Genomic DNA, 17009 nt, shown 5'->3' with positions numbered 1-17009 from the left:
AAACAATCGGCCAATCGTTTAAATAAGGGTCTTAAGATCTTACATAGTTTGAGACGACATCAATATTTTGTACTTACAAAGAGAGATCTTGAAATGAAAAGAATAATGTTTGTTTAAAATTCGATTAATTGAATAAACGATTGATAAACAGATAATTGCATGTTTTTCTGAATGAAAAAATAGTTTTGAAAGCCTATATTTTTAACAAATAATTATCATGTTTTTTCACTTTTTAAGAGTGTGTGAAAATTTTACAAATGTTAGATAACTAACATGTAAAGTGGATGCTTTTGTTTTTTTTATAGGGACGAATTGAAGAATCTATATGTTATAGAAAATCTAGTAATGCTGAACTTTGTTCCAGAAATTAATTTAAAATTTTAATTCAATTTATAATATACAGAATCATTTTCCAGAGCCATTAACAGTTCTTGAGAAATATTGACTTTTTGTTTTCTACTAGGCATATGTAATTTTAATTTTTCAGCCATTTCAAATATTACAAAGTTTAAGGTGTGATTTCCAGAATGTTCTGTTAATAGTTCTTTAAGCCCATCAATTCTCTTATCAGAAAGGTCATTGATATCTAACTGAATAGTTAATTTTCTAGCGTAGGTTTCCATCACATCGTGTAGTAATTGAAAACTATTGAACTGTATTCTTGGGTCACCTTTTTTGCCGGTATCTCTATTTACCCATCCTTCTTTTATAAAGGCTTTGGCGTATACAAATGTGCTTTGTACCAAGAAAGGTCTATGTTTTAGGTAGTCTTCTCCAAAAATTCTAAATTCGTGAGCGGTATTATAATCTTCTATGCTAAAAGTGGCCCAACCTTTTCCATTTTTAGAGGTACGGTGCTCTACACCAGTGATGACACCTCCAAATGAGATTTCTCGATTTAGATTGTTTTCTAAGTCGGCAAAATTAAGAAGTGATCCATTGCAGAAATATTTCATTTCATATTTAAAATCATCCAATGGATGACCAGAAAGGTAAATACCTACTACTTCTTTTTCTCTAGCCAGTTTTTCCATAGTTCCCCATTCTTCGCAAGGAGGAACTACGGGTTCAGGAATCTGCACATCACTAGCTTCTCCAAACAAACTTACCTGAGATGAATTTTCATTTTCCTGATATTTTGATCCATATTTCATCGCTTTTTCAAGGAATGTAACCCCATCTCCATCTTGATGAAAATATTGACCTCTATGTGTTTCGGCAAAAGAATCAAAACCGCCAGCTAGTGCTAAACTTTCAAATGCTTTTTTGTTAGCGGCACGTAAATCAATACGTTTTGCCATATCAAAAATAGATTTATAGTGTCCATCTTCCTTTCTGTTTTCTACGATAGTGGCAACAGCTCCTGTTCCAACACCTTTGATAGCTCCCATTCCAAATCGAACTGCACCATCCTTGTTTACAGAGAATTTTCTGTAGGATTCGTTAACATCAGGACCTAATACGTCTAATTTCATACGTTTACATTCTTCCATAAAGAAAGTAACCTGTTTGATATCATTCATATTATTAGAAAGCACAGCAGCCATATATTCTGCTGGATAATGCGCTTTTAGGTATGCAGTCTGATAAGCTATCCAGGCATAGCAAGTTGAGTGAGATTTATTGAAAGCGTAGGCAGCAAAAGCTTCCCAATCTTTCCAGATTTTTTCCAGACTTTCTTCAGCGTGACCTTTGGCAGCTGCTTGTTCAATGAATTTAGGTTTCATCTTATCAAGAACAGCCTTTTGTTTTTTACCCATTGCTTTACGGAGTACATCGGCTTCACCTTTAGTGAAATCTGCAAGTTTCTGAGATAATAACATTACTTGCTCCTGATATACCGTGATTCCATAAGTCTCCTTTAGATATTCTTCACAAGCTTCGAGATCATAAATAATTTCTTCAGTACCATGTTTTCTATTAATAAAACTAGGAATATATTCTAAAGGACCTGGGCGATACAAAGCGTTCATTGCGATAAGATCTGCAAAAACAGTAGGCTTTAGTTCCTTCATGTATTTTTGCATCCCGGGAGATTCATATTGGAAGACTCCAACAGTTTCTCCTCTTTGGAACAATGCATAGGTTTCCTCATCATCCAATGGGAAATTCTCTGGATCAAGATCTACATTGTGTTTAGCTTTTACAATTTTTACAGTGTCTTTGATTAAGGTTAATGTCTTTAACCCTAGGAAATCCATTTTTAGTAGTCCTGCATCTTCTACAACAGAGTTGTCAAATTGTGTACAATACATATCCGAGTCCTTGGCTAAAGCAACAGGAACGAATTTGGTAATATCATCAGGTGTTATAATCACACCACAAGCGTGAATTCCGGTATTTCTAACAGAGCCTTCTAATATTCTTGCTTGATTTAGTGTTTCTGCTTCCAGATCACTTCCTTCGGCTATATTAAGTAGTTCGTTTACTTTTTCTAATTCATCACTTCTGAATTTTTTCTTAAGTACCGCTTCTTCAACACCAAATATTTTACCTAATTTGGACATATTAGGGATCAGCTTGGCAATTCTATCAGCATCTCCAAGAGGAAGATCCAGTACACGAGCAGTATCTCGTATAGAAGATTTTGCTGCCATCGTACCATAGGTAATAATCTGTGCTACCTGATTTGCTCCATATTTTTCAATTACGTAATCCATTACACGTCCACGTCCCTCATCATCAAAATCAATATCAATATCGGGCATACTCACACGATCCGGATTTAAGAATCTCTCAAAAAGTAGATCATACTTTATGGGGTCAAGATTAGTAATCCATAAACAATAGGCAACTGCAGATCCTGCTGCGGATCCACGTCCAGGACCTACTGAAACTCCCATGTCTCTTGCTGCACGTATAAAATCTTCTACAATCAAGAAGTATCCTGGATATCCGGTTTTTTCAATTACTTTTAATTCAAAATCTAGTCGTTCATCAATAGAAGGAGTAATTTCTCCATACCTTATTTTTGCACCTTCATACGTAATATGTCTTAGATACGCATTTTCTCCTCTTTTCCCTCCATCAACTTTATCTTCTTCTGATTGAAATTCTTCAGGAATATCAAAAGCTGGTAATAGTACATCTCTGGCAAGTACAAAAGGTTCTATTTTATCAACAACCTCTTGTATGTTAATAATCGCTTCTGGAAGATCTTTGAAGAGATTTTTCATCTCTTCAGAAGACTTAAAATAATATTCTTGGTTAGGCAACCCATATCGATATCCTCTTCCGCGACCTATTGGTGTAGCTTGTTTTTCTCCATCTTTTACGCATAGGAGAATGTCATGAGCGTTGGCGTCTTCTTTCTCACAATAATAGGTGTTATTAGAAGCGATGGTTTTAATATTGTGTTTTTTAGAGAGATTAATTAAAACCTGATTTACGCGATTTTCATCTTCTTGATTGTGACGCATGATTTCTATATACAGATCATCGCCAAACTCTTGATGCCACCAAAGCAATGCTTCTTCGGCTTGTTTTTCTCCTATATTTAGTATTTTACTTGGAACTTCTCCATAAAGATTTCCAGTAAGGACTATAATGTCTTCTTTATATTGTTTAATAACCTCTTTATCAATTCTAGGAAGGTAGTAGAACCCATCAACAAAACCAGTGGAAGACATTTTTGCTAGATTATGATATCCATTTTTGTTTTTTGCAAGTAATACGATTTGATAACCGTTATCTTTTCTGGATTTGTCTTTATGGTTTTCGCAAACAAAAAATTCACAGCCTACAATAGGTTTTATCTCCACTCCTGTAGGTTCTTCTCCATTTTCTAGAGCTTCTTCGTTAGCTGCTTTTACACTTTTGTTATGATTCATAACAGCTGATACGAAATGAAAAGCCCCCATCATATTCGCATGATCGGTCATGGCAACAGCTGTCATTTTATGTTTAGCTGTTTCTTTTACCAAATCAGGAATACTGGTAGTAGATTGCAATACTGAAAACTGAGTATGATTATGAAGATGTACGAAGTTAACGGCATCAAGAGCTGCAATATTATCTTTAATCTCTTGTTGAGAAATATCAGAGCCGCCTTGTTGATCTAAAGCCTCCTGAATTTTTTGTGAGGCTTTTTTTAGGTTTATATGTTTTAGGCCTATTAGCTGAATAGGCGCTGGATTGATTTCTTTAAAGTTTTGGAAATAATCTGGTTGAACGTCCAGTTCTTCCTGTGTAAAAACTTGTTTACGGATTAATTCTAAAAAACATCGAGTAGTAGCTTCTACATCTGCAGTGGCATTATGTGCTTCTCCAAATGCAGTTCCAAAAAGAAATTCGTGTAGCTCTGTTAATGTAGGAAGTTTAAATTTTCCTCCACGACCTCCAGGAATCTGACATAAACTAGCAGTGGTTTCTGTACAGGTATCAAGTACGGGTAATTCTTGTAATTGGTTTTCAATACCAAGTCTATAGAACTCAGATCCCATAATGTTGACATCAAACCCTACGTTCTGACCTACAACAAATTTGGTTTTAGACAAAGCAATGTTGAATTTTTCTAAAACTTCTGCTAATGTAATACCATCTTGATCTGCTAACTCGGTAGAAATTCCATGAATTTTTTCAGCGTCATAAGGAATATTGAATCCTTCTGGTTTTACTAAATAATCCTGATGTTCGATACAGTTACCCATTTCATCATGTAACTGCCAAGCTATTTGTATACATCTTGGCCAGTTATCGGTGTCACTTATTGGAGCATCCCAACGTTTAGGTAAACCTGTTGTTTCGGTATCAAAAATTAAATACATAAAAAAATCAGTTTCGAGAAAGTTTAATCTTCCAGAGGAAGTGATCTCCAAAAATAACTAAAATGATAAGCTGATTGATTAAAAGTTATTCCAATTTATCAACTATCAGATATTGGACTCTTTTAATAAATGAAAAAAGTAATGCAAGAGAAGTGTTGTTTGAATTTGTGAAAAAATAAAAAGCGTTCACCAATCATATTAGTGAACGCTTTTCGAATTATAGTTGAGTTGTGATTAATATCCGTATTCGAATAATCCTTCTGTGACAACTATTCCACTTGTTGTGGTAAATTCAAAACTACCATCAATACATTTGGATTCAGTGTCATGTGATGTAATAGTAAGTGTTCCAGTTATTGCAGATGCTTTATCATTGTATAGGCTATAAGTAGCGCTATAATCTCCAGATCCTGTTAGAGAATGTGTTCCCACAGTAACATCTATTGGAAAAACAATTTCTATTTCTTCATCTTCATTACTTGCTTTGATAAAAATAGAAGGATTGTTTACTCCAAATGGAATTGCATCGTGATCATCTGTGACCATTTGGATACCATTTATTTTAGCAATAAGAGATGCATTAAGAAGACATGGGTTTATCAAAGGATCTTCTTCTTCAACGTTTATGATAATTTCTTCTTCTACTTCTTCTTCCTCTTCTGGTTCAGGAACAAAATTCTCTATAGGTAGTCTGTAAAACCATCCATTTTTGAAGCTCATCGATTTTCCGTTACTACCTTTTAAGTCTTCAAAATAGAAATTACCGGAAACACTATTATTATAAATTTCTGTAATAACTATCTGTCCGTTACTTACTCCATCTTCCGAGATGAATTTTACATCATCATCTTCAAAACTAACTTTATTAATAGCTTGTTGTTCTAACCTATAGGTTCCGATATTAGTAGAGGATGTTGTAAAGTTTATTGATTCTGTGCCGGTATTTCCAACAATTACTAATGTGCCATCATCATGAATAATTGCTTTTCTGATATCAGGTCTAAATAATTTTCCGTCGATTGTAGCTTGTAATCCTGGTGTGTTAAATTCCACATCATCTGTGCAAGAATTAAAAATTAAGCAGATTACTGCCAGTAGTGGGGTAATTTTTTTAATCATACGCTTGGGGCTTTAAAAATCTAATTATGGAAAAACCATAATCAAATGTTCGTGTACAAACATATAATGAAAATCTTAAGAAAACAATTTTTTTCTGATAAAAAACACATTTTTTGACGATTAATGATTAAAAACATCGATGAAATACACAAAAAATGAATTTACACTCATTTAAAGTAAGTTTTTACACTTGTTTTCATGTGGTTAAATTTCATAGATTACTACTTCGTTTTAGGATGTCAATCTTTAAAGATTTTATAATAGATAATTAAAGCAAATCATTTTAGCTCTAATTTGCTAAAAATGATTACATTTGCGCACTTAATTATAATCGGGGTCGAGTACCCAAAAATTAATTCATATGTCTGTTAAAATAAGATTACAGAGACACGGTAAAAAAGGAAAACCTTTTTACTGGATCGTAGCAGCGGATGCTAGAGCAAAAAGAGATGGTAGATTTTTAGAAAAAATCGGTACGTACAATCCAAACACTAACCCAGCAACTATAGATTTAAATGTAGATGGTGCTGTAAAATGGTTACAAAATGGAGCGCAGCCTACTGATACTGCTAGAGCTATCCTTTCTTATAAAGGAGCGATGCTAAAAAATCACCTTGCCGGAGGTGTAAGAAAAGGAGCTTTAACTGAAGAACAAGCTGAGGAAAAATTCAATGCTTGGGTACAGGAAAAAGAAGGATCTGTAGATGCTAAGAAAGATTCTTTAGCTAAAGCAGAGGCTGATGCTAAAGCAAAAGCACTTGCTGCAGAAAAAGAAGTAAATGCTAAGCGTGAAGCTGATGCTGCAGAAGCAGAAGCTGCTGCCAAAGCAGAAGAAGCTGCGGCTAATGCTACAGAAGCAGAAGCAACTGAAGAAGCTAGCAACGAGGAAGAATAGTTGCATTACTGACGATGAAGAAAGAAGATTGCTTCTATCTAGGCAAAATCGTAAGCAAATTTAGTTTTAAGGGCGAGGTGTTGATAAAACTTGACACTGACGAACCTGAAAGTTATGTGAAAATGGAATCAGTTTTTATTAATTATAATAAAAACTTGGTTCCATTTTTTATTGAAAAAAGTTCACTTCATAAAAGTGATTTGCTTCGCGTGAAATTTGAAGATGTAGATTCAGAAGAAGATGCGGATGATCTGATGAAAGCAGAAATATATCTGCCAATGGATCTTTTACCTAAACTTGAAGGAGATAAATTTTATTTTCACGAAGTGATAGGTTTTAAAATTATAGACAGTACTTTTGGAGAAGTAGGTGTTATTAAGAGTATCAATGATAGTACAGCTCAGGCACTTTTCGAGATTGATCGTAATGGTATTGAGATTTTAATACCAATGAATGACGAATTTATCGATAAAGTAGATAGAGAGAATAATACCGTTTTTGTAAATACTCCAGAAGGATTGATAGATCTTTACCTTTAGTACATGTCTAAACCATTCCAGTTTAAGCAGTTTACAATACATCAGGACCGTTGTGCTATGAAGATAGGTACCGATGGTGTTTTACTGGGGTCTTGGGTTCCAGTATCTGATGATGTAAATTCAATCTTAGATATAGGTACAGGAACTGGGGTTATCGCATTAATGATGGCTCAGCGATCTTATGTAGAAACTATAGATGCTATAGAAATTGACGATGATGCATATGAGCAAGCCGTGGAAAATTTTGAATCCTCGGATTGGGGAGATCGATTGTTTTGCTACCACGCTTCTTTTCAGGAGTTTTTTCAGGAGATAGATGATGAGTATGACTTATTAATTAGTAATCCTCCGTTTTATACAGATGATTATAAAACAACTGACAAGAGTCGTGATGCAGCTAGGTTTGAAGATGCGCTACCTTTTGAACATCTTTTCGTAGGAGTTTCTCACTTACTATCAGAAAAAGGAAAATTTGCGGTTATACTTCCTTACAAAGAAGAAAAGAATGTCATAGATATAGCAAAACAAGTAGGGTTACATCCTCAAAAAATTACCAGGGTTAAAGGAAACCCTTCTTCCGTAGTTAAAAGGAGTATGATGTTATTCGGATTTGATCAATTTGATTTTGAACCCGAAGAACTGATTATAGAAAAAGCCAGGCATCAATATACTAAAGAGTATATCGAATTGACCAAGGAGTTTTACCTTAAGATGTAAGAAGAGCTAATAAAAAAAGGAGCATTACTACAATGCTCCTTTTCTCCAAATTCAATCACTCTACGAAGTCTAATTTATATTTCTATAAATTAACACTCTTAAGATTTTTGCAGTACTTAGTCTTTAGCGACCCAATTTCCATCGGCATCACAATGAACTTCTACTGTTTCTCCGTCTTCTTTGGTAAGTTCTAATTTAAACTCAGACGCATCTTCTTTAGCTGCAGCTTTACTAATAGTCGCTCCAGCAAAATCTTTTGCTACAGCATCAAGTATAGGTTGTGGTAAGTTTTCAACAGCTAATTCAATATATTTTTCCTGAGCAGTAACTTCTATAGTTTCATCAGAAGACGTCTCTTGTGCACTAATACTTTGTGTTCCTAATAAAAGTCCAAAAGCTACTACTGGCAATACAAATAAATTTTTCATTTTGTTCTTAGGTTTTAATTATTCTTTATTTCGTTGTTTAAATAAAAGGAATAATTATGCCATAGGGTTTTTGGCAGAACAAATACACTTAACTATTTGAAAATCAATTTTTTAAACAAAATATTAATAATGTTAAGGGTATCTAAAATGTGTGGAAATCAGATGTAGAATGCGGAATTTGTACACAATTAGATGCCTTATAGAGTATCATAAAAAGAGGATTAAACTTAATTTGAAGATATTGAAGACGATCTTACATTTTCTTATTTAACTAAGTATGATATTATCTAAATTCTCCATGCAGATTTTATTTAATATTCATAAAGAATGCTATCATCAGAATTAGAGACATTTAGCACAACTTGATTTCCTTCTACCTTTAGGTTAGAGATGTCAAAAGATAACTCTTGCGTAATAAATGCATCACATAGCTCTTCGTTTTTTAAGGATAGCCTTAAGTTTCTTTGTGGTGGATCAGATTCTAATATGACATTAGAGTCGATTAGCTTTAACTCCCAGGTATCACCACTGCAACCACTCGAACCGAAATTAATTGTCAAACAATTATCATTTATTACTAAGTTGTTTATTGTTAGTTGATCACTAGGTGCGTCGATAAACTGTTCTGAACTAATTAAGGTTTCGAATTCACAACTACTTGGGTTTATGTTTTCGTCATCGTTATTGCAGGACAAAAATCCAAACGATACAATTAGAATAATGAAAATAGTATGTTTCATAATATTACCTTTTATTTATAGATATAGAAAATTGTGTTTAGTTGCGTAAATTATTCTATATTTTTCATCCTTCGCACTGAATTATGTGATTAAGTATATAATTCTGAATTTATGCTGGATAACTACGATCAATAAAGATAAAAGTCAAATTTGTTTTGTTTGTGAAGCTTAAAACATTAGTTGACACTTTTTCTAGTAATAAGAAATAATCGAATGTGTTTTTTGATTATTTTTTAATTAATCTCACTATTTTTGAAAATATCATAAAAATTAATTGCATATCACTATGAAACCCGATCTTTTTGAAGCACCCGATTATTATAATTTAGATGAACTTTTAACGGATGAGCATAAGTTAGTACGTGACGCTGCTCGTAGTTGGGTAAAACGAGATGTATCTCCAATTATAGAAGAATATGCTCAACGTGCAGAGTTTCCAAATCAAATTATTAAGGGATTAGCAGAAATAGGTGCATTTGGACCCTATATTCCGGAGAAGTATGGAGGAGCAGGATTAGATCAGATTAGTTACGGATTGATTATGCAGGAAATAGAAAGAGGAGATTCCGGAGTTCGTTCTACAGCTTCAGTACAATCCTCGTTGGTTATGTATCCAATTTGGAAATACGGTACAGAAGAACAACGAAATAAATACCTTCCTAAGTTAGCGTCAGGAGAGTTTATGGGATGTTTTGGTCTAACTGAGCCAGATCATGGATCAAACCCAGGTGGTATGACTACTAATTTTAAGGATAAGGGTGATCATTATTTGCTTAATGGAGCTAAGTTATGGATATCCAACGCTCCTTTTGCTGATATAGCAGTGGTTTGGGCAAAAAATGAAGAAGGAAGGATCCATGGGCTTGTCGTAGAGCGAGGTATGGAAGGTTTCTCTACACCAGAAACTCATAATAAATGGTCACTTCGTGCTTCCGCAACGGGAGAACTTATTTTTGATAATGTGAAAGTACCTAAAGAAAATCTATTGCCAGGAAAAAGTGGATTAGGAGCTCCTTTAGGATGTTTAGATTCTGCTCGTTTTGGAATTGCTTGGGGTGCTATTGGAGCAGCTATGGATTGTTATGATACAGCGTTACGCTACTCTAAAGAACGAATTCAATTTGATAAACCTATTGGAGGAACGCAGCTTCAGCAAAAGAAACTAGCAGAAATGATTACTGAAATTACCAAAGCACAATTACTTGCTTGGCGATTAGGAGTTTTAAGAGAAGAAGGAAAGGCTACTACAGCACAAATCTCTATGGCAAAACGTAATAATGTAGATATGGCGATAAAAATTGCCAGAGAAGCTAGACAAATTCTTGGGGGAATGGGAATTACTGGAGAATATAGTATTATGAGGCATATGATGAATCTGGAAAGTGTAATTACCTATGAAGGAACACACGATATTCATCTTTTGATTACAGGAATGGATATTACAGGAATTGCTGCTTTTAAATAAGATTGAATCTTTAAAATAATGACGTCTTAGTTTTTCTAAGACGTTTTTTTATGGATATTTGCCGCTTTAAAAAAATCAATCAATGAAAAAAGTAGTTTTTATTATCGTGTGTGTTTTATGTATGTGTTCATCTTTTGCTCAAGATGTGGCAAAGGTAGAACCAGTACAATTTCGAATAAATTTTTTAGCTCCAGGAGCAGAAGTTGAGTTTGGTGTTACTAAAAGTTCTACTATATTATTAAATGCAGGTTTTTTGTGGGGTATTGGATCAAGCGAAGATTTTAACGGAAATGTAGAAACTAATTTTGCGATTCTTCCTATAGTTGATGGACAATACCGATACTATTACAACTTGAAACGAAGAGAAGAAAAAGGTAAGAATATTTCCAAAAACAGTGGTAATTTTATAGCTCTAAAAGGGACTTATTATTTTACAGAGAGTTTTCTTGAGAATCTGGAAGGTAATGAAGAGGATCTTTTTACAGACGAAAGTGATCTGTCTGTGATTGGATTAGCATATGGAATACAACGAACATACTTCGATTGGCTTCATATAGGTTTTGAAGGAGGTATAGGTTATGGACAAACTCGTACGGATAACGTAATATTACCTATCTTGTCATTCACTATTGGATATGCTTTCTGATTAATTTATAAGGGATTAAAAATATTTAGATATATGAAAATATTTGGACATCGTGGAGCAGCCGGATTGGTTGCCGAAAACACATTAGAATCTATAGCCGAAGCTTTAAAATATAATGTAGACGGAATAGAAATCGACGTTCATAAATGTAAATCAGGAGAACTAGTAGTCATCCATGATGAAACATTACAGAGAACAACTAATAGTAAAGGAAAGGTTTCAGAATTCACTTTACAAGAATTAAAAAAATGTAGAACTAGAGAAGGATATAGGATTCCAACGCTTGATGAGGTACTGGATTTTGTGAATGCAACATGTACTCTTAATATAGAACTAAAAGGAATTGGCACTGCTGTTCCTGTAGTAGAGCTTCTGGAAAAAAGGATCAAAGATTCAAAATGGGATTATGATCATTTTATCTTATCTAGTTTTGATCATTCTCAGTTATTTCAAATAAAATCTAGAACTTCTGCATTTAAATTAGGAGTGTTAACGGAAAAAAATATCCCTTCAATATTAAAAGTAACGGAAACGTTAGAAGCATTTTCTGTACATCCACCGATTTATTCTTTACAAAAAGAAGAAGTCACGTTGGCTAATGATAAAGGTTATAAAGTGTATACCTGGACTGTAAATGATCCATCTAAGATAGAATCATCAAAAATCTGGAAGGTCGATGGTATCATTACAGATTTTCCTAATTTTGCTTAATGCAATATGATCTCTTAGTAATTGGTGGCGGAGCAGCTGGTTTTTTTACTGCAATTAATGTAGCAGAAAAAGATCCAAGTCTAAAAATAGCTATTCTCGAAAGAGGAAAAGAAGTGCTGTCCAAAGTTCGGATTTCTGGAGGAGGACGATGCAATGTGACACACGCAGAGTTTATTCCTGATGCTTTAACTAAGAACTACCCAAGAGGAGAGAAAGAACTAAAAGGGCCTTTTCATACTTTTATGACAGGGGATACTATGGAATGGTTCGATCATCGTGGTGTGGAATTGAAAATAGAAGATGACGGAAGAATCTTTCCGGTTTCCGATTCTTCGCAAACGATTATCGATTGTTTTTTATCAGAAACTAAACGCCTAGATATCGAGATTCTGAAGAATCATTCCGTAAAAGATTTTTATCAGGAAAAGGGAATCTGGAAAGTAAGTACTAGTCAAGGTAGTTTTGAAACGGCAAAACTGATGATCGCTACAGGAAGTAATCCTAAAATTTGGACAAAACTTAATTCTTTAGATCATCAAACCATCGATGCAGTTCCATCATTATTTACTTTTAATATAAAAGATAATAGAATTAAAGGTTTACCGGGAATAGCAACGAATGCTTCCGTTCAGGTAAGGAATTCTAAATTATCCAGTGGGGGCCCGTTGCTTATTACTCATTGGGGGATGAGTGGCCCGGCGATTCTTAAACTTTCTGCTTGGGGAGCAATAGAATTAAATTCAAATCAATATAATTTTGAAATCATTGTTAATTGGATGCAGGATTATTCTCAAGAAGAAGCATTGGAGATGCTCAAAGTGCTAAAAAATAAAAACCCAAAACAACAAGTGTCTAAATATGCCCAATTTGAACTGCCTAAAAGACTTTGGCGAAGTTTAGTTGACGCTTCGGGTATTGAGAGTGCAACTAGATGGGCAGATACCAATAAATCTCAACTAAGCAGGCTTTCTGAAGAATTGACTAAAGGTGTTTTTAAGGTAAATGGGAAAAGTACATTTAAGGAAGAATTTGTTACTGCGGGAGGAATTGATCTGAAAGAGATTAACTTTAAAACTTTTGAAAGTAAAAAACATAAGAATTTGTATTTTGCTGGAGAGGTATTAAATATAGACGCTATAACCGGAGGGTTTAATTTTCAGAATGCGTGGACAGGTGGTTATATTGCTGCTCAGGCTATTATATCAAAATAAATGAATACATATATCGCTTTACTTCGTGGAATTAATGTAGGTGGCCATAAAAAGATAAAGATGGCTGATCTGAAAGAGATGCTGGAAAACTTAGGGTTTAGCGCTGTAGTAACATATATCCAAAGTGGGAATGTTGTCTTTAGAGATGCTTCGGAAAATATAGATGTGTTAGAGGCTAAAATTCAGAATGCCATCAAGAAACGTTTTGATTTTGATGTCCCTGTATTAATAATTACTCAAGATACTCTTAGTGGAATTCTTAATAAAAACCCTTATACAAAAAGACTGGAAAACGGTAATATTGATGATAAAAAAATGTATTTCATGCTCCTGTGTGATGAGCCTGATCCTTTTGCTGTAGAAGAACTTTCTAAAGTATCATTTGACCCTGAAGAATTTATGATTACTAAAAATGTAATTTACTTATTTGCTGCTAATGGTTATGGAAAAACAAAACTTCATAACAACTTTTTTGAAAAAAAACTAAAATGCAAAACTACCACTAGAAACCTCAGGACATTGAGTAAGTTATTGGAATTAAGTTTTTTAAAAAATTAAGTTGTTTTAATACTTCTCGGAAATCTGTGTAAAATTTTGTATCTTAAAAAGGTTTAACCATTACCTTATTAACTATGAAAAAAATTACACTAGCACTTATTATTATTTTCATTTGCAATAGCACTTTTGTTGCTCATGCTAGCATAGAAGAGCCTATTAAAAAGCTATTGATGGATTATATTAATAAAATTAACGATCTAGAAAGAGGGGCTAAAAAAAACGATGTTTTGTATTTATTTGATGAAAAATATAGCGGTAATACTGTTTATGTTAATTTATCAGGTGCTTTAGTTAGGAAAAACTATGATAAGAAAAATATTTCTTCGCAATTAGATGATATTATAAATGATGATAATTATAGTTTTAAACTCACTTTGGATAAAATTGTTTTTCAGAGTCAGAAAGAAAATGCTGGAATCATCTCGGCTGTGGTTAGTTTTGAATCATTTATTAATAAAAAACTTGCTGAAAAGGGAACTATGTTGATGGATATGGTTGGCATTCAGGTTGATGAAAGATGGCGAATAGTACAAAACAATATGGTAAGAGTTTCTGAAGCTAAAGATATCGGAGAATGTGTTTGCTACATGTATGGAAATGGAGATACTAAGTTTGTTACTGAGGTCTATTTTCCTGCAGGATTGGAGTATGATCAAAAATTAGAGTCTTTTCAGATTACAAGGAAAGATGGAGTTAGGCTTATAAAATCTCATAGTGAAGAGTTTTCCTGGAAAGGAAATGGAAGTTTGTATTATAAAGGAAAATCTGTTGGTAAGACAAAAGATCCAAAACTAGCGATACAAGCAGCCGTTAAGAATTTGTATAAGGATTCGTGTATTAATGTGGTATTCAACTAAACTGTTATCCATATTTTTTAAAAAACTAGTAATCAATATCTCCTGTCCAATAATTATTCGACAGGAGATATTTAAATTTTAAAGATCAACGAAAAATCAATCTCTTAAGAATCCCTTCCAAGAGATTTCTATAGCTTGATTAATGTGTTTATCTAGTAGTTTTACTTTTTCATTTTCGTGAATTTTTACAATGGATACCACGTTACCAAAAAATAATTCTTCCATCACCATAGAATTATATGATTTAAAAACTTTTTGGCGGATACCAGTTTTAAAATAATTCTCGATATCACCATAATATTGTCTTGCCTTATCTTTTAAGGATTGAGGAATCTCTGGTGATCGGGCTATTTGTTCTGAAAAAACAAAAGCAAGAGGATTGTTCACGAAATAATGAAATAAATTCAGCCACATAATTGAAAACTGCTTTTTTATATCATCTTCAGGGATGTTACGCATCACAACAGTTCCAAAATCTTGAGTAAGCATTAAATAAAGCTCTGTGATAATTTCTTCTTTATTCTTAAAATGATGATATACAGTTCCATTAGCAACACCAGATTCTTTAATAATTTGCGAAAGAGAAGTTGCCTGTATTCCTTGTTTTGTAATTAATTCTAAAGTTGTCTGTAAGACGATTGACTTTTTGTTCATAAAAATTTTATTCCTTCATTCTTGGTTTAGTTAAGTTGCCATATACTAAAATTTAATGCAGTTGCAAAAGCAACCCAAATCAAGTAAGGGATAAGTAGGTAAGCGGCTGTAGAGTTTACAACTTTAAACCACTTGATTGTAAACAATAACAGGATAAACAGGGCAAGTATATCCACAAGTGCAATCAATGGATTGCGCATTCCAAAGAAAAAAATGGACCACGCAGCATTGAGTAAAAGTTGAAACCCAAAATGATATAACGCAGTTTTTACCCATTTATGATAAAAACCTTTACTCCAAACAATTCCTGCTGCAATTCCCATCAAGATATAAAGGATTGTCCATACAGGACCAAAAATCCAATTAGGAGGAGTAAAAGATGGTTTTTCTAAAGCTACATACCAGGTGCTAATGGATGTTTGAGTAGCAATATTGCCTAAAAAGCCTATTAACAGGCATAATAATACAGCAACACCTATGCGTAGTAACTTTTTTTTCATTAGGATTAGTTAGTTAAATACTAAAATAACAATTTATTTTTACTAGCTTACTCTTAAAACCACTTAACAGCTTATCTTTGCCAAAATAATTTTGCATTATGGGCAATTATAGCCAATTTGTCTCTAAAATATCTTCAGTAAAACTGGATAAAGGATCTATTTCTTGTTCGTCACCTAGTAATATAGCTTTAGTTAAATATTGGGGAAAGCGACCAGTGCAGTTACCGGAAAACCCCTCGATAAGTTTTACTCTGGATGTTTGTAAAACAGAGACTACATTGAAGTATGAAAAGTTAGAGAACGCTTCTGAAGATTTTCAGTTTGAACTTCTTTTTGAAGGTAAGCCAAAACCGGATTTTAAGCCAAAAATCCAAAGTTTTTTTCAAAGAATTTCTGAATATGTCCCTTTCTTAAAGCATTATAAATTTATTATAGATACGAGTAATACTTTTCCTCATAGTAGTGGAATAGCTTCTTCTGCGAGCGGTATGAGTGCCTTAGCGTATTGTTTGATGCAATTAGATAAACAAATAAATCCGTCGATGACTGATGAGGAATGTATACAAAAAACTTCTTTTTTGTCTAGATTAGGATCAGGAAGTGCCAGTAGGAGTATAGAAGGACCTATAACTGTATGGGGAAAGCATAACGAAGTTCCAAAAAGCAGCGATGCATATGCAATTAGATTTCCATATGATGTACATCCAAACTTTACTAATTATCAGGATACCATTCTTCTTGTAGACAAGGGTGAGAAACAGGTGAGCAGTTCTGTTGGCCATGATTTAATGCATGGTCATCCTTTTTCATCAGAACGATTTATGCAGGCAAATAAAAATATCATAAGATTAAAAGATATTTTGATGTCAGGAGATTTAGATGGATTTATTGAAGTGGTCGAAAGTGAAGCATTAACGCTACATGCGATGATGATGACTTCTCTGCCCTACTTTATATTAATGAAACCAAATACATTGTCCGTAATTAACAAAATTTGGGAATATCGAAAAGAAACGGGATCTAAGATTTGTTTTACATTAGATGCTGGAGCAAATGTACACGTATTGTATCCAGATTCTGAGAGAGAGGAAGTGATGAATTTCATTAAGAGTGAGTTAGTTGTATATTGTCAGAAAGGGCAGTATATTTGCGACAAAATAGGATTAGGTGCTAAATTGTTGTAACTTTATCCTAATTAGTTAG

16 protein-coding genes are annotated in these 17009 nt (G+C 33.5%); 10 read left to right on the top strand and 6 right to left on the bottom strand.

Features of this window, described 5'->3' with window-relative positions:
- Positions 1 to 380: 380 nt before the first annotated feature.
- Both dnaE and Q0829_RS17145 read right to left on the bottom strand, forming a co-directional pair.
- A complete protein-coding gene (gene dnaE / locus Q0829_RS17150) occupies positions 381 to 4766 on the bottom strand; it encodes a DNA polymerase III subunit alpha (protein WP_298545475.1) in 4386 nt (1461 codons plus the stop codon).
- Between the two features lie 234 nt (positions 4767 to 5000).
- Positions 5001 to 5885, bottom strand: coding sequence for a DUF6252 family protein (locus Q0829_RS17145; protein WP_298545472.1), 885 nt, complete (start codon positions 5883 to 5885; stop codon positions 5001 to 5003).
- Between the two features lie 361 nt (positions 5886 to 6246).
- Here Q0829_RS17145 and Q0829_RS17140 point away from each other — a divergent pair, with 361 nt between their 5' ends.
- Genes Q0829_RS17140 through Q0829_RS17130 form a run of 3 tightly spaced genes read left to right on the top strand, consistent with a single transcriptional unit; the run spans position 6247 to position 8036 of the window.
- On the top strand, positions 6247 to 6780 hold the full coding sequence (locus Q0829_RS17140) for a 30S ribosomal protein S16 (RefSeq protein ID WP_298545469.1): 534 nt from the start codon (positions 6247 to 6249) through the stop codon (positions 6778 to 6780).
- A gap of 14 nt (positions 6781 to 6794) precedes the next feature.
- Positions 6795 to 7319, top strand: a complete 525-nt coding sequence (rimM, locus tag Q0829_RS17135) for a ribosome maturation factor RimM (protein ID WP_298545466.1) — start codon at positions 6795 to 6797, stop codon at positions 7317 to 7319.
- Positions 7320 to 7322: 3 nt separating this feature from the next.
- Positions 7323 to 8036 (top strand): methyltransferase, encoded by a 714-nt coding sequence (locus Q0829_RS17130; protein ID WP_298545463.1) that lies wholly within the window; start codon positions 7323 to 7325, stop codon positions 8034 to 8036.
- Between the two features lie 116 nt (positions 8037 to 8152).
- Here the strand turns inward: Q0829_RS17130 and Q0829_RS17125 are convergent, their stop codons facing one another.
- Both Q0829_RS17125 and Q0829_RS17120 read right to left on the bottom strand, forming a co-directional pair.
- Entirely contained in the window at positions 8153 to 8464 is a 312-nt protein-coding gene (locus Q0829_RS17125) for a hypothetical protein (protein WP_298545460.1), read from the bottom strand.
- A 311-nt stretch (positions 8465 to 8775) separates the two neighbouring features.
- Positions 8776 to 9204: a hypothetical protein gene (locus Q0829_RS17120; RefSeq protein WP_298545458.1), complete on the bottom strand. Its 429-nt coding sequence runs from the start codon at positions 9202 to 9204 to the stop codon at positions 8776 to 8778.
- A 286-nt stretch (positions 9205 to 9490) separates the two neighbouring features.
- Between Q0829_RS17120 and Q0829_RS17115 the strand changes: the two genes are divergently transcribed.
- The 6 genes from Q0829_RS17115 (at position 9491) to Q0829_RS17090 (ending at position 14652) form a co-directional block, all read left to right on the top strand.
- Positions 9491 to 10669 carry an acyl-CoA dehydrogenase family protein gene (locus Q0829_RS17115; RefSeq protein ID WP_118460137.1) on the top strand — a complete coding sequence of 393 codons (1179 nt, stop codon included), beginning with the start codon at positions 9491 to 9493 and terminating at the stop codon, positions 10667 to 10669.
- Between the two features lie 82 nt (positions 10670 to 10751).
- The gene (locus Q0829_RS17110; RefSeq protein ID WP_298545456.1) at positions 10752 to 11315 is read left to right on the top strand and encodes a DUF3575 domain-containing protein; all 564 of its coding nucleotides are present in this window, start codon (positions 10752 to 10754) and stop codon (positions 11313 to 11315) included.
- Positions 11316 to 11348: 33 nt separating this feature from the next.
- Positions 11349 to 12026, top strand: a complete 678-nt coding sequence (locus Q0829_RS17105; protein WP_298545453.1) for a glycerophosphodiester phosphodiesterase family protein — start codon at positions 11349 to 11351, stop codon at positions 12024 to 12026.
- Positions 12026 to 13237 carry an NAD(P)/FAD-dependent oxidoreductase gene (locus Q0829_RS17100; protein WP_298545450.1) on the top strand — a complete coding sequence of 404 codons (1212 nt, stop codon included), beginning with the start codon at positions 12026 to 12028 and terminating at the stop codon, positions 13235 to 13237. Before Q0829_RS17105 ends, Q0829_RS17100 begins: the two co-directional genes overlap by 1 nt.
- Positions 13238 to 13795: a DUF1697 domain-containing protein gene (locus tag Q0829_RS17095; RefSeq protein ID WP_298545447.1), complete on the top strand. Its 558-nt coding sequence runs from the start codon at positions 13238 to 13240 to the stop codon at positions 13793 to 13795.
- A 74-nt stretch (positions 13796 to 13869) separates the two neighbouring features.
- Complete coding sequence (locus Q0829_RS17090) at positions 13870 to 14652, top strand: hypothetical protein (protein ID WP_298545444.1); 783 nt, start codon at positions 13870 to 13872, stop codon at positions 14650 to 14652.
- Between the two features lie 96 nt (positions 14653 to 14748).
- On the opposite strand, the gene Q0829_RS17085 is transcribed toward Q0829_RS17090, so the two are convergent.
- A complete protein-coding gene (locus Q0829_RS17085) occupies positions 14749 to 15306 on the bottom strand; it encodes a TetR/AcrR family transcriptional regulator (protein WP_298545441.1) in 558 nt (185 codons plus the stop codon).
- Positions 15307 to 15332: 26 nt separating this feature from the next.
- Positions 15333 to 15806: a TspO/MBR family protein gene (locus Q0829_RS17080; RefSeq protein ID WP_298545438.1), complete on the bottom strand. Its 474-nt coding sequence runs from the start codon at positions 15804 to 15806 to the stop codon at positions 15333 to 15335.
- 98 nt (positions 15807 to 15904) lie between these two features.
- On the opposite strand from Q0829_RS17080, the gene Q0829_RS17075 reads away from it, so the two are divergent.
- Complete coding sequence (locus Q0829_RS17075) at positions 15905 to 16990, top strand: diphosphomevalonate decarboxylase (RefSeq protein WP_298545436.1); 1086 nt, start codon at positions 15905 to 15907, stop codon at positions 16988 to 16990.
- Positions 16991 to 17009: the final 19 nt, after the last annotated feature.

It is taken from the genome of uncultured Aquimarina sp., assembly GCF_947492405.1.
Lineage (GTDB): Bacteria > Bacteroidota > Bacteroidia > Flavobacteriales > Flavobacteriaceae > Aquimarina.
The sequence above is the reverse complement of the archived record's forward strand: the minus strand, read 5'-3'. Positions and strand labels throughout refer to the sequence as shown.